The sequence below is a fragment of the Chryseobacterium daecheongense genome, from assembly GCA_027920525.1.
Lineage (GTDB): Bacteria > Bacteroidota > Bacteroidia > Flavobacteriales > Weeksellaceae > Chryseobacterium > Chryseobacterium proteolyticum.
Genome location: CP115858.1, coordinates 1,651,460 through 1,663,888, shown reverse-complemented (window position 1 = coordinate 1,663,888; position 12,429 = coordinate 1,651,460). Strand labels below are relative to the sequence as shown.

At 38.6% G+C, this 12,429-nt stretch carries 16 protein-coding genes; 7 read left to right on the top strand and 9 right to left on the bottom strand.

Features of this window, described 5'->3' with window-relative positions; all coding sequences use genetic code 11:
- The first annotated feature begins 45 nt into the window (after window positions 1-45).
- From PFY10_07275 to PFY10_07265, 3 genes are all read left to right on the top strand, one after another.
- Entirely contained in the window at window positions 46-591 is a 546-nt protein-coding gene (locus PFY10_07275; protein WBV58245.1) for a hypothetical protein, read from the top strand.
- Window positions 592-604: 13 nt separating this feature from the next.
- Window positions 605-1,618: a glutaminase A gene (gene glsA, locus PFY10_07270; protein ID WBV58244.1), complete on the top strand. Its 1,014-nt coding sequence runs from the start codon at window positions 605-607 to the stop codon at window positions 1,616-1,618.
- Window positions 1,619-1,803: 185 nt separating this feature from the next.
- Window positions 1,804-2,706: a type II CAAX endopeptidase family protein gene (locus PFY10_07265; protein WBV58243.1), complete on the top strand. Its 903-nt coding sequence runs from the start codon at window positions 1,804-1,806 to the stop codon at window positions 2,704-2,706.
- An 84-nt stretch (window positions 2,707-2,790) separates the two neighbouring features.
- Here the strand turns inward: PFY10_07265 and PFY10_07260 are convergent, their stop codons facing one another.
- Window positions 2,791-3,813 (bottom strand): hypothetical protein, encoded by a 1,023-nt coding sequence (locus PFY10_07260; GenBank protein ID WBV58242.1) that lies wholly within the window; start codon window positions 3,811-3,813, stop codon window positions 2,791-2,793.
- 100 nt (window positions 3,814-3,913) lie between these two features.
- On the bottom strand, window positions 3,914-5,191 hold the full coding sequence (locus PFY10_07255; GenBank protein WBV58241.1) for a hypothetical protein: 1,278 nt from the start codon (window positions 5,189-5,191) through the stop codon (window positions 3,914-3,916).
- 158 nt (window positions 5,192-5,349) lie between these two features.
- Here PFY10_07255 and PFY10_07250 point away from each other — a divergent pair, with 158 nt between their 5' ends.
- A complete protein-coding gene (locus PFY10_07250; protein WBV58240.1) occupies window positions 5,350-5,472 on the top strand; it encodes a hypothetical protein in 123 nt (40 codons plus the stop codon).
- Between the two features lie 207 nt (window positions 5,473-5,679).
- Here PFY10_07250 and PFY10_07245 read toward each other — a convergent pair whose 3' ends face one another.
- From PFY10_07245 to PFY10_07215, 7 genes are all read right to left on the bottom strand, one after another.
- The gene (locus PFY10_07245; GenBank protein ID WBV58239.1) at window positions 5,680-5,913 is read right to left on the bottom strand and encodes a hypothetical protein; all 234 of its coding nucleotides are present in this window, start codon (window positions 5,911-5,913) and stop codon (window positions 5,680-5,682) included.
- Window positions 5,910-6,548 (bottom strand): hypothetical protein, encoded by a 639-nt coding sequence (locus PFY10_07240; GenBank protein ID WBV58238.1) that lies wholly within the window; start codon window positions 6,546-6,548, stop codon window positions 5,910-5,912. The genes PFY10_07245 and PFY10_07240 overlap by 4 nt, the downstream gene beginning before the upstream one ends.
- Before the next feature lie 326 nt (window positions 6,549-6,874).
- Complete coding sequence (locus PFY10_07235; protein ID WBV58237.1) at window positions 6,875-7,273, bottom strand: hypothetical protein; 399 nt, start codon at window positions 7,271-7,273, stop codon at window positions 6,875-6,877.
- A 382-nt stretch (window positions 7,274-7,655) separates the two neighbouring features.
- Entirely contained in the window at window positions 7,656-8,495 is an 840-nt protein-coding gene (locus tag PFY10_07230; protein WBV58236.1) for a helix-turn-helix domain-containing protein, read from the bottom strand.
- 63 nt (window positions 8,496-8,558) lie between these two features.
- Window positions 8,559-9,020, bottom strand: coding sequence for a thioredoxin family protein (locus PFY10_07225; GenBank protein ID WBV58235.1), 462 nt, complete (start codon window positions 9,018-9,020; stop codon window positions 8,559-8,561).
- 2 nt (window positions 9,021-9,022) lie between these two features.
- The gene (locus tag PFY10_07220) at window positions 9,023-9,709 is read right to left on the bottom strand and encodes a peroxiredoxin-like family protein (protein ID WBV58234.1); all 687 of its coding nucleotides are present in this window, start codon (window positions 9,707-9,709) and stop codon (window positions 9,023-9,025) included.
- An 84-nt stretch (window positions 9,710-9,793) separates the two neighbouring features.
- Window positions 9,794-11,098 carry a spondin domain-containing protein gene (locus PFY10_07215; protein ID WBV58233.1) on the bottom strand — a complete coding sequence of 435 codons (1,305 nt, stop codon included), beginning with the start codon at window positions 11,096-11,098 and terminating at the stop codon, window positions 9,794-9,796.
- A gap of 19 nt (window positions 11,099-11,117) precedes the next feature.
- Between PFY10_07215 and PFY10_07210 the strand changes: the two genes are divergently transcribed.
- From PFY10_07210 to PFY10_07200, 3 genes are all read left to right on the top strand, one after another.
- Window positions 11,118-11,258 carry a hypothetical protein gene (locus PFY10_07210; GenBank protein ID WBV58232.1) on the top strand — a complete coding sequence of 47 codons (141 nt, stop codon included), beginning with the start codon at window positions 11,118-11,120 and terminating at the stop codon, window positions 11,256-11,258.
- Window positions 11,259-11,647: 389 nt separating this feature from the next.
- The gene (locus PFY10_07205; GenBank protein ID WBV58231.1) at window positions 11,648-11,863 is read left to right on the top strand and encodes a RebB family R body protein; all 216 of its coding nucleotides are present in this window, start codon (window positions 11,648-11,650) and stop codon (window positions 11,861-11,863) included.
- A 17-nt stretch (window positions 11,864-11,880) separates the two neighbouring features.
- Window positions 11,881-12,405 carry a hypothetical protein gene (locus tag PFY10_07200; GenBank protein WBV58230.1) on the top strand — a complete coding sequence of 175 codons (525 nt, stop codon included), beginning with the start codon at window positions 11,881-11,883 and terminating at the stop codon, window positions 12,403-12,405.
- Window positions 12,406-12,429: the final 24 nt, after the last annotated feature.

Here is a 12,429-nt window from a genome sequence, read left to right as displayed (position 1 = left end):
CTTTTTTCTAAAAATACTATCTTTGTGAACAATAAAAATAGCATGATGAAAAAAGTAATATTTCTGGCTTCAGCGGTTCTTGTACTCAATTCTTGTGTCGTTTCTACTGCGGCAAAAGTGGTGAAGGGAGCTGTAAATGTAAGCTACAAAGCGGTCAAAGGAACAGTAAACGGAATCAGCTGGGCAGTGAGCAAAGCAAAAGGAAAGATTGATGAAGACCGTTTGGATGGTACCTGGAAAGTAGTAGGGGTTTACAAAGGTTCTTTTGAAGACTTTTCAAAAGATCAGAATCCTGAAAGCTCATTTACATCAGAATGTACAGATGGTTTTGATCAGATCATTTTCAAAGCTAAAAAATCTAAATTTCAGCCGGTACACTGCAGCTCAGAGAAGGAAGACTGGGTGAAATATTCAATGGAATTCGGGAAAAATCCTGTAACCAAAGAAAAAGAAAATTATATAGAATATAATTCCAATAATTATATCTCAGTTATTGATGTGAATAATAAAACAATGGTTCTGGAAGGAAACCTGATGCCTAAACTGGCATTTACCGGAGCTAAGTTATATCTTTTGGAAAAAGTAAAATAAGGTTTTTCAGGATATGAAAATAAATAGTTCTTTAATTCCCGGAAAGGGAATTTTTCTTGCCCTTTTCTTTTCTTTACACATCGGTGCAAATGCCCAGAAAACAGAAGATATTTCCACCATTTCAGAAAAAGATCTCACCCATATTTTAGAAAAGAACAGATCGTTTTATACACAGGGAAAAGTAGCAAACTACATTCCCGAATTGGGAAAAATGGATGCGCAGTCTATTGCTTTATCCATTGTCGGAAAAAACGGAAAAGTATTGAATGTAGGAGATGTAGGCAAGAAATTTACCATGCAGAGTATCTCTAAAATCATAGCATTAATGATTGCAGTTAGTGAAAAGGGAGAAGCTCATGTTTTTGATAAGATGGGATATTTCGGGACAAGTCAGCCCTTTAATTCTTTTTCCAATCTGGAAACATCCGGAAAACCTCTTAATCCTATGATGAATGCAGGAGCCATTCTTACGACTTCTTTAATTTCCGGGGATGGAGAGAAACCTTTTCTTAAGATTTTAGACATGGTTCGGTACATTACCAGAAATCAGACGCTGGACTATAATAAATCCGTGTATGAATCGGAAAGATCTACAGGTCACCGTAACCGTGGAATGTTTTATCTGATGAAAAATAACGGGTTGATTTCAGGAAATAAAGATCAGCTTGATAATTACTTCAAACAATGCTCCATCGAACTCACAGCAGAAGATCTTGCCAAAATAGGATATTTCTTTGCGAACGGATGTGTTCGTTTTGATGGTGATTCTCAATATAAAAATGCAGAGATAGCCCAGTTGATAGAATCCCAAATGCTTATTGCAGGGATGTATGAATTCAGTGGGGAATATGCAAGAACCGTAGGTTTGCCAAGTAAATCAGGAGTTGGGGGAGGTATCGCGATAAGCGTTCCCGGAAAAATGGGTATCGGGGTTTTCAGTCCTGCCTTGGATCAGCATGGTAACTCATTGGCGGGTTATCATATGATTTTGGATCTGGTGAAGCAATATCATCTCAGTATATTTTAAAAAATATTTTATTATGTATTGGATGGCCTATCATCAATACATTGATTTGTATCCAACTCTGATTGTATTTATATCAAAAAATATTCATTGGAATATAGAAAATAGGTGTAATTTTATCTAAGTGATTCATCATGAGTATGGTCTATGGTGTGGGAGTCATTTTTTAACCTATTCCCAATTTGTTTATGAAAAATACTTTCAACACCACGTCCTCCATCAGGAAAAACATCCTTACTTATCTTGGATTTACCCTTCTATTCTGTTTGCCGGTTTATTATATGTGCATCCGTACAGGTAAATTAGGCGGAGGAATCATATCTTATGCTACCATTGTTATGTGGTGTCCGGCTATCGCTGCCTTACTTACATGTCGTTTACGTGGTATTCCCATTTCATCACTGGGCTGGAAATGGGGGCTTACAAAATACCAGTTGCTGGCGTACGGAGTTCCGTTTTTATATTCGTTTGTGCCCTACGTGATCATCTGGATCAGCGGGGCAGGAGGTTTTTATAATCACCAGTTTATAGAGGAAACAGGAAAAGGGATGGGCTGGGACCTGCCCGATGGAGCGGTTCTCGTCTTGTATATCCTGTTGATGAGCAGTTTTGGGATGGTGCGATCTGTCGGTTCTGCTTTAGGTGAAGAGATCGGATGGCGGGGATTTCTCACTCCTCAGCTGGCAAAAATCAATTCCTATACCGCTACTTCACTCTGGATGGGACTGATCTGGTCATTCTATCATTATCCATTGTTGCTCTTTTCAAACTACAATACAGGAGGGCCTAAATGGTTGGCACTTGTCTGTTTTACCGTTATGATATTTGCAAGCTGCTTTATTTTTACATGGATCCGTTTGAAGTCGGGAAGCCTTTGGACGGCAGCCATTATGCATGCCAGCCATAATCTTTTTATACAATCGATTTTCACACCTCTTACAGTGGATAACGGGAACACCAATTACTATATCGATGAATTTGGTATTGCGGTACCGCTTGCGACAGTGGTGGTGGCTTATTTCTTCTGGAGGAAGCGGAAAGAGCTGCCAAATCAGGGAAAGGAGGAAATCATTTCATCTGAGATTTCCTGATCATTCCGGGTGAAATTATCAATAGAATAAACAATGCCCTGAAAATAATCAGGGCAAAGTTATTTTTTAATTTAATTAGTTTTGTTAAAAGCTTAAGTCCTGCCATTTACTTAGAATAGCATCTGCAGCAGATGCATAAGTTGGGCTGCCGCTGAGAGTTGCTCCTCCCAGTATGCCAACCAATTGAGGATTATCTCCTGTAGTAAAAATAGCAGATCCTGAATCTCCCGGTCTTGAAAAGAGTCCTGAATTTCCCTGAATCATCACCAGGTTATTGGCAATCACCTGATCTCCGTTAAAGTCTGTTAGTCTAAGGGAGGTTGTAATACTCGTGACGTTTCCGGTGGTGATATCACTGGTGATCCCACTTTTACGAACTTCCGCTCCTATAAGAAATGCGTCAATCTGTGCAAATCCACTAATGATTTCCTCTGCTCCAAATACTTTTCCTATCGTGGCATTTCTGTCTTTTCCTTTTCTGGCAATGGCACCGTCTAACCAAACATTGATCGTTTTGAAGTCTCCGCGTGGTACCAGAACATTTTCATAATAATAATCCTTCAGGGTTGCACAGTTGTGGCAGTAATTTAAAGCGGTTCTCCATTTAGACTGTTGGCAAACATCAGAATCCAATTCGGTACCGACACCCGCAAGAACATGGGCGCATGTCAGCATATAAGGATGTTCGTCGGGTCCCTTTTTTACCATTACCCCTAAAGTACCACTGCCTGCCATTTTTTTACCATTTTGTCTGAGTGTCCCATTGGCTGAGATACTGATTCCACCGATCAGGGGATCGGTTTTTTCATTTCGGGTGGTTACTTCGGTTACTTCATAAGATAAAGGTTCCGGATCTACTTCCAGTTCAATAACATCTGTAGGGCACCCAAAGATGGTCAGGGGAATAGCCTGTGAAACCTCAGACAAAGGGAGTTTATTTTTCACTCCAAAGGTATAGCTCAGTGTTTTGGTAAGGCTGTCGTTAACGGTTTTCAGAGAAACCCCAACCGAGGTTATTTCAGGTCTCTGGAAATATTCTTCAATAAGTTCGGGTAATTTTTCGGCCATTTTATCGTGTAAGGCCACTTCTTCGTTGCTTAATTTCATGATATAGTTATTTAGGTTGTTGTATAAATGCTGAAGAAAGGTCACCAGTAGGTATACGCATGTGTAATTAATAAATTTACAATCTGGCTTATCTCATTTTCTAGAGTCTTGCGTAGCCATGGCTGCTTGATTTTTGAAGATAATCCTTCAGGTCTTCATAGGAAAATGGCTGACTGTATATTCCGGGTGCGTAATCTTCTGCAGGATCCATGACTTCATGATAGGTATGAATCGGGGTAAGACTTTTAGGATAACCGCCATATTCGTTTGGTGCGTTCCAATAAGCGAATATTCCATAGGCTATTGCCTGTATTCTCCTTTTGAAAAGTTTATGTTCTTCTATTGAAGCGTTTGACCCGGGTTTTAAAAGAGAAACCATTTCAAAGAGTCTTGCAGCCGTATGGGAACGGCCTGTTTCAATAGGCATTCTTGCTCTTCTTGCCATTATGGTGTCCGGTGAAGCTTCGTTCCTTGTTCCTGCTCCTAATCTTCCCTGATCCCATTTGATTTCTCCTTTGTGTTTTTTAGGGTCTTTTGAAAAAGGAGTAAGATTCTTTTGGAGTACTGCTACGCGTTCGTAATCAAAATTCTCATTTAATTCCCATCTCATGGGTCTGGGCGGGCTGTTTTTACCCTGGTAAGGATGTGGGATTAAGACAGGATGTGCCGTAGGTAGCGCTCTGCTGTTTCCCCGGGGGCTAAACAGTTCTTTAATATCATGAAGGATAGCAATATTTTCACTCACGGTAAAATCCTTTTCTGAAAAAGCCAGACTGATCCTGTCTGTTTTTATGAACATCATTTCTAATAGTGGTTGTATGCTTCCAATATCATCTATGGTAGGCTCGGTCCGTAATCTTGGATAGGAATTGGCAAGGTTGTAGCTGCCTCCCATATTCGGGAGCAGGTTGGCAATAGGGTTTGTGGTCAGGTAATAACTTAGCTTTCCACTAATACTTTCTTTTTTCCATAATTCAGCTGCTATGGCCCTTCGTAATTCATTGAGAACGGCAGCAACTTTCTCATTACTTAAAATTTTTATGGCGAGCTCAGTTTCCTTTTGCTTATTTTTCCGCAAAGAAGGATGTGAATCGTAAATGAGCTGCCTGTAAAAAGATGGCTTGTCCGGAAATGATTTCCAGTAAGCTTTAGGCTGGTCGTCGTCTAATCCGATCGAGGGTTTTACGGAGCCCAGCATGATTCCTGAGGGCAGTTGCCATGGCTCAGACCGTATCCATTCATTAAACGTTTCCTGAAGATAGGTTATATTTAAATCTCTGGGCAGAAGATGCATTACTTTTATCCCATACTCATAAGCCTTTAAAGGTAATATCTCTTTTTTCTCGCCCGGTTCTAATAGTTTCTGGTAATTTAGCATTTTGTATAATTTGGTGATGATCAATGATCTTATTTACATCACAAAGTTCGAAGGAATAGTGAGCCTGTAAAAGAGAGTAAATACCCATTTTTAGAAATTGGGGGTATACCCTGATTGATTATATGGATGCATATAATAATGTGTTTAAAACAAAAAAGATGAGCTGTGAAGCTCACCTTACGGGTATAAATGATATGATTGAAAAGGGTATTAATGGAAGAGCATACGCGCATGAAAGGAGCATGTATGGATTCTTAGCATTTTTGTCTTATTCCGGATGAACAGATCAAAGTAACAAACAAAAAGAGAAGAATTGTAGAGTAGAAATAACCAAATATAACTTTCCGTACAAATACTTACCCCATACTTTGCATGCGATTTACAGAATAGGTAATCTTACTCAATCTACTTGTTATAATAACACATAAAAAAAGCAGGCTTTTTAAAACCTGCTTTTATGTTTGTTAGCTTATTAATGGGATGTTATACTAAGTATATAATTGCTTGAAATATTTCACGTGTAAATAAAACGGAATCAGTGATTTGATGGACGCTACATGAATGTTTTTTTCTTTCAAACGTGCAATATCAACGACAGGTCTGTAAATGATGACATAAACGAAGAGGTAAATCACAAAATAGACAGAATTTAAGCTGCTGATAAAAAGAAGTCCTAACAGAGGCATCAATATAACAATATAATAAACTAATGCATTTTTCATAGTGAACAATTTTTGATGGCGCAAGCCGCCGTAACTGCAATAGAAGTCTGCGGAATAAAGGCTGTTTCAACCCACAGTGTTACACTCATCCAGCCGTGGTTCACATAAGTCCCCGCAATGCAATTAGCTACTGCCTGCCCACATCCTCTGCTTGTTGTGCCGGATGTGCTCAGATCCTGAATATTTCTGAAGTAGATGCGTCCTTCCTGTTTATTTAAAACATAATCTACAGAATTGATTAATTCCTCACCATCATAATACTTAACAGTAAAGTTTTCATCATCTACCTTACTCATTCCTGTTTCTAAAATTCCTCCGAAATTTCCCTGATCATCAGGAACTGCAAATATGGCCATTTGCTCTTCTTTGGAATCAAAATTGAAATCCCTCTGCAGAAAATAATAAGCATCTACTTCCTTGTTATAATACACATTATCCGTATCATAAATAGTAGAGTCTATAACTCTAGATGTTTTTTTATCTCCTATTTTAGATTGAATGTAAGCCTTAAATTTGGCACTAAGATCATTCTTTACGACCTTGTTTTCTTTTTGTTGTACATTTTCTTCATCCTGTCCACATGATGTTAACCCCAGAGTTGCCAGCGCAAATACAAATAGAAATGCTTTTCTCATAATTTTGAATTTAATAGTTTTAATTTTTTTGACACCGCAAATCTAATTGTTCAGCACAAAATGAATAGAATGAAAAAATTAAAAAAAAATTAAAATTTATATTTGTTTAACTGTTGTCTATTTATTAATGAATATTTACATGCATTGTTTAGTTTTTATTGAGGATTAAGATGGTGTATTGTAATATTAATGATTTTTCTGAATTACAGTAAGGGAATTAAAAGTGTAGTTTTATGCCATATATTGTAGGGTTAAATGCGTTAAAAGATGTATTTGCTACGTTTTTCACATCTCTATTTGTGCAAATTGATAGTCGTTTGGGATATTTATGCAAATGATTTGATCATACGGTGATAATCCTTGTCGCTGATATTGGATGCCTTCACTTTAATGCGAACCGGAGATTCTTTCTGCTGGCTGTTGACTTCGATTACAATCTTTTTTGCCATTAAGGATTCTTCAATTTTAAATGCACGAAGACGGTTGACCGGATAATCAACACTAGGGAATATGACTCCTTTTTTCAGCGGATGATAGTATTTAATTGAGAAGACAGCTCCGGTGTTTTCAAAATGAAAAACTCTTAACCTGATGATACTGGTTAAAGTCAGCACGAATACAACAAGAGAAGCAGACAGTATTGTCCATAAAATACTTTCTTCCATAAATGATTTTAGGATGTAGCCGGCAATGGCTAAGAATACATCAATTATCAATAAAGCCATCAGAATTCTCATCTTGAAAATGACTTTTTTTCGATTAGTTACGACCATGTTTGTTTTTATTAATTAATCTTAAAAATTTGTTTATTTTGTAAAAATAATAAGATTATTTTATTTACAATATGTTAAATTGTAAAACTTTAATGGAAAATATTTTTTATATGGCGGGCGGTTCGTAACTCTATGTTTTTCAGGTTAAAATAGGCATTATTTTATTTTTAATTCTCTACTTTGTGATATTTTAAAATGAGGATTTTTCCAGTGGAAAAATGGTATTCATCCAAAGCATAAAAGTACCGACAAAACTGAATGGCTAGAGATATAAATGATGATTGCCCTGATAGAAGGCATTTCGGGAGATTTGAGAAGAAGAAAAGAATATTTCTTAAGAATTTCTGAACTCGGAAGCATTTTTTCCCGAGTACATTTTAAAAAACCGGCTGAAATGAGCTGAACTTTCAAATCCGAGTTCGTAAGCTATTTCTTTTACGGATTTATCTGAATAATGAAGATAACGTTTAGCTTCCAGGATAATTCTGCTCTGTATAATCTTTGATGGTGCGGGTTGTTTCAGGATAGCAAAGATGTTGCTTAGTGTTTTGGGAGATTTGTGAAGGGCTGCTGCATAAAAATTGACACCGTGTTCCTGTTTGAAGTGCGCTTCAAGAACCAGCATGAATTTCCTTACCAAATCCATTTTTTCATCGGGAAACAACTGATAACTTTCAGATTGCTGTTTTGCAATCCGGGTTGTTTTAATAATTAGCTGTTTGAGGAGTGTTCGCAACATTTCCCCCTGGAAGTTATCTGTAGATTCCCATTCTTCCTGAAATAGTTTTTCGAGCTGAAGCATCGCTCTTTTTTCGGAAGGATTCAGCCGGATGAACATCGGATGTTGTATTCCATAAAAAAGAAATCCTACGCAGCCCACCTCAGCATCGTGATCTACAATGCAGTAAAATTCACGGTTGAACTGCCACGCAACGAGCTGATCCGGACGTTCGAAAACAAAATGTAAACTGGCAACCAATGGTAAAATACAACCTTCCGGCAGCGTATATTCTATTTCATCTATGGTCACAGTTTGTGCCTCGCCTTTGTTGTAAACAAATGTGTTGATAGGAACTGGTGAGCCATTTCGCAATCCGATCCCTTTTAATTCCTCGTTATTGATATGCATAATAAAACGGGCGAGGGTAGATTTGTCTTCGTATTTCCGGATCATTTTATCTTTACATTATGATGTCAGTACTCTGTTTATATAGGTAATCCTGGTTACTAAAATTAATTATTTTTTTTCTAATGCTTCCTTTCCTAATTCTATAAGGCCTTTACCATCTACATATCCTATTTGCCTCAGCACAAGCTTGCCATTAGGATCAAAAAACAGTAATGAAGGATAAGAGTTTACTTTCCAGTCCTTTGCCAGTTCAATACCTTCTCCTTTTTCCATATCAATTGTATAATTGATGAAATTTCTGTTAAAATAGCCGGCTGCCATCTTATCTTTGAAAGTCTTTGATTTTAATAGCTTACAGGGACCACACCAGCTTGTGTAAGCATCTACAAAAATGGTTTTACCACTTTTCTTTGCTTCGGCACTGACTTCTTTCCAGCTGATGTTTCTGAAATTGATTTCTTCCGGAGAAATGTTGGCTTTGGCTGTTTTTTGTTGAGCCGTACAAAAGTTTACCGTGAATAAGAAGGCCAGAAGGCTGTAGAGTAATTGATATTTTTTATGGGTAATCATGTCTATAAATCGTTTATAAGGTGATGGGCTGCTGATCTTAATAGTTCGGGATTAAGCCGCTGTTTAAAGTCGGGATTTATATATTCAAAATGAATAGTTCCTTTTCTGTCTAAAATAAACACGGATGGCACGGGAAGTAGCAGTTCGGTATTCTTTCCACCTGTCGTTTTCGGAAGCATTTCCCAATATCCTTTTGGTGCCTTAAAAGCAATCCCGAACTGTTTGGAAAGCTTCAGGTCTGCATCTGATAATAGGGTATAGCTTAATTTTTCCTTAGTGGCAGACTGCATAAGTCCTTCAGGCTGATCCGTACTGATCGCGATGATCTGGTATCCGGTTTTTTCAAGATCGGGTGCAATTTCCTGTAATCCTGAAAGCTGCTTGGAGCAATAAGGGCACCAGCCTCCTCTGTAAAATATCAGCACTGTCGGTTTTTGGGATACTGCAGCATTGAGATCGAAACGCTTTCCGTTTGCGTCCAGTAAAGTGGCCACAGGAATTTTTTCTCCATTAAGTAGGGGACTGATATCTTCAGGTTTGTGAGGAATGGTGTAAGCGGGTGATTGCATTTCACTTTCCGTCATTTCCATGTGATTCTGTTGTTTCTGTGCATGGAATGATGAAGGGATAAGAAAGAACAATGAGCCTAATGTTCCTGATATGATCGTGCGCTGTATTAAATTTTTCACGTTGGATTATTTTTTTAATTGGGAAAATTGGACACCTGTAAGTGTCCAATTTTTATTGATTTTTATTTCTTAGAAGAGCTCAATCTATTGCAGGGTTACCTTAATGATATTGGAAATCGATGGTAACGTTGTAAATGCATTCGGATTAGGTACTTCCTGTATTGGTTTACTTTCCGTAAGCGGAGTACCTGCCAGGTTGAATTGCGTTATACCTGCACCCGGAAACTGGTTGAGGGCTGTTCCATTATCATACAGAGCTATTGAAGATGAAATATCACCTTTTTGTGTAGCATCCACACCACTTCCTTTGGTCGCAAAGAACCAGTCATTAGAGAAGCCGTACATGGTAGCGACTGCAATTTTATCGCCTGGTGATACATTCAGCTGCTGGGAAACTTTCCCGCCTGCTTGTCCACCTACTTTAGGCAATAATACGGTTGAACCGGCTGCTGCCAAAACATAGACTTGTTTAACGCCGGGCACATTTTTCAGATATCCTGCCAAAATACTTGCATCTCCTTTTTGTGCCAGTTCTTTTAATCCCTGTCCTCTGTCATTCTCTCCGTTTTTGTAGATCGGATTGTCTATACCATTGTAAACGACTACAAGAATAGGGGAAAGAGGAGTGAAAATTCCGGTTTGTCCCTTAATGTAATTTCCGAGATCAGTAGGATCACCGGCTTCTGCGATTTTGGTTAGTCCGTTAACGGATGGCATTCCCTTTTTATAAAGGGGCTCCGGATTCAGAAGATTCCCTCCTGCAATGTAAGAGATGGCCCAAACGCCGGGACTGAATGGAGTAGGATTGGTGGTACTTCCGGATGTATTGGCAATTGTTACCGTGAACGTTGAGTTTCCATCGTAATGTAAGGATACTTTCATTAAAGAAGAAGCCGGTGCATAGGTGTGTCCCTGGGCATCTGTTCCTGCTACTTCCGTGATATTTTTGGCGGTCGTCTCTGCGGTTCCCGGATGCATTAGGGTTGCTCCCGGTGTCTGGTTGATTCTTGTTCCGTTATCCCATAATTTGATCTGGGCCGAAACATCCCCTTCTACAGGAGTGCCGTTATCCTGATATAATTTGATTCCTGGATTTTCCGGTGCGAAAAAAAGGTCGTTGGACCAGCCGTACATCGTAGCAAAGCTTAAAGCTTGTCCTTTAGCAGCAGAAAACTGGAAAGAGATAGATTCTCCGGGCATAATAACCGGTGAGGCTCCATTGTTTTTAAACGTTCCGGATTCCACCAAGGGTCTTGAGTCCAGAACATTTTCAACTGTGATCGTTGATGGCGTTCCATTTTCCATAGGGCTGTCATCATTGTCATTGCACGAAAGCAAGACCAAAGGTATTGCAGCTAATGTCAGCCAACTGGATTTTAATTTATTCATTTTCATTTGCTTAAGTATTTTGAATTACAAAGCAAAGATATTGGGACATCCGTTCAGAAGTGGTACCTGCATTTCCCGCGGTGTTGACGATATTTCCCGAAGTGTATCTGGTGTCGGTTATTATACATGGAGAACAGGAGGTAAAAATACAGATGCGTAATTAAGAATCTTCATCCTGAATACCGGTTAATAAATCCTGAAGAAAGAAATTAAATGGATTTTACTATTAAAATTGAAATTTTTTTAATGTTTTCAAAGAACTTTATAATCCTAAAACAGTATCAAAAGGCTTATAGGAAGGGCTTTTTATGCAATGTATTCTGCTTTTAATTTCACCTTTAGGAGAATACCCTCATTTTTAAAAATCAGTTTTTTCCCTGAACGATGACTTCTTTTAGTTTATGAAATTTGTATCAGACAAAAGAGAGAAAGTAACGAAGTACTTACCATTTCAATCGCAATATAAAACAAAAGACTGAATGGAGATGAGAGAAATCTTATAGAATGTCAAAAAAAACTAAAACTAAAATAACCATTTAAACGAAAAATATGGCAGATACAGTAAACAACCAGACTACAGATGCAGTTACGCAGACGAATGTTACCGTGCTTGGTGAGTCTCCGGCACAGGCCATGAGTATGCTTTATCAGATGGCCACACACGCCAGCGGGATTTCTATCCAGAACTCGGTATCCAATCAGCAGAACCTGAATCAATTAAACCCTGCGATTGTTGCGGATGCCATAAAGATTTTAAAAGGATAACCTAAAACCTTACAACCATGGCTGAGAATGATAAAGATGCAACAAAAAAAGCTGCAAAAGCTGATCCTACCACTCCGGAGGAGAAAGCAGTAGTGTTTGTGAACACAGAAGTTTTATCGCCACCACCTACCGACCCGATGTTAGGCGCTGCGAAAATAATGATTGATCAGTCGACCGGGATGATGGTGCAGGATTTACAGTCATTTTTAAAAGGATTTGAACAGGTGGGTCTGGTAGCTTTGAGTAAACTGGCTTTCAATTATTTAACATATGGAAATTACTATCCCGGCGGGAAAAAAAAGAGTCCAAAGGAAGATGATGAAGATATGGAAGTACCGGAATATGATCCGGCAGGAGGAAACGGAAATGCAATGATGAAGGACCTTTTCAAAATAGTAAGTGATTATGCAGAAGCCAAGACAAAGCTCTCCGGGACCATTTACAACAGCAACATTACTCCTTTTTCAAACGGAAACACAGACCTTCCCCCTGTGGCAGATGTAACCGTGGAAAGTGAGGATCCCGAAAAAAAAAACGAGTAACGCTGCCGGCAGCGGAAGAATCCC

What these genes read in the sequence shown, in the direction of transcription:
- PFY10_07275 (WBV58245.1), top strand. Translation starts at nt 46, where the DNA reads ATGAAAAAAGTAATATTTCTGGCTTCAGCGGTTCTTGTACTCAATTCT.
- glsA (WBV58244.1), top strand. Translation starts at nt 605, where the DNA reads ATGAAAATAAATAGTTCTTTAATTCCCGGAAAGGGAATTTTTCTTGCC.
- PFY10_07265 (WBV58243.1), top strand. Translation starts at nt 1,804, where the DNA reads ATGAAAAATACTTTCAACACCACGTCCTCCATCAGGAAAAACATCCTT.
- PFY10_07260 (WBV58242.1), bottom strand. Translation starts at nt 3,813, where the DNA reads ATGAAATTAAGCAACGAAGAAGTGGCCTTACACGATAAAATGGCCGAA.
- PFY10_07255 (WBV58241.1), bottom strand. Translation starts at nt 5,191, where the DNA reads ATGCTAAATTACCAGAAACTATTAGAACCGGGCGAGAAAAAAGAGATA.
- PFY10_07250 (WBV58240.1), top strand. Translation starts at nt 5,350, where the DNA reads ATGAGCTGTGAAGCTCACCTTACGGGTATAAATGATATGATTGAAAAG.
- PFY10_07245 (WBV58239.1), bottom strand. Translation starts at nt 5,913, where the DNA reads ATGAAAAATGCATTAGTTTATTATATTGTTATATTGATGCCTCTGTTA.
- PFY10_07240 (WBV58238.1), bottom strand. Translation starts at nt 6,548, where the DNA reads ATGAGAAAAGCATTTCTATTTGTATTTGCGCTGGCAACTCTGGGGTTA.
- PFY10_07235 (WBV58237.1), bottom strand. Translation starts at nt 7,273, where the DNA reads ATGGCTTTATTGATAATTGATGTATTCTTAGCCATTGCCGGCTACATC.
- PFY10_07230 (WBV58236.1), bottom strand. Translation starts at nt 8,495, where the DNA reads ATGATCCGGAAATACGAAGACAAATCTACCCTCGCCCGTTTTATTATG.
- PFY10_07225 (WBV58235.1), bottom strand. Translation starts at nt 9,020, where the DNA reads ATGATTACCCATAAAAAATATCAATTACTCTACAGCCTTCTGGCCTTC.
- PFY10_07215 (WBV58233.1), bottom strand. Translation starts at nt 11,098, where the DNA reads ATGAATAAATTAAAATCCAGTTGGCTGACATTAGCTGCAATACCTTTG.
- PFY10_07205 (WBV58231.1), top strand. Translation starts at nt 11,648, where the DNA reads ATGGCAGATACAGTAAACAACCAGACTACAGATGCAGTTACGCAGACG.
- PFY10_07200 (WBV58230.1), top strand. Translation starts at nt 11,881, where the DNA reads ATGGCTGAGAATGATAAAGATGCAACAAAAAAAGCTGCAAAAGCTGAT.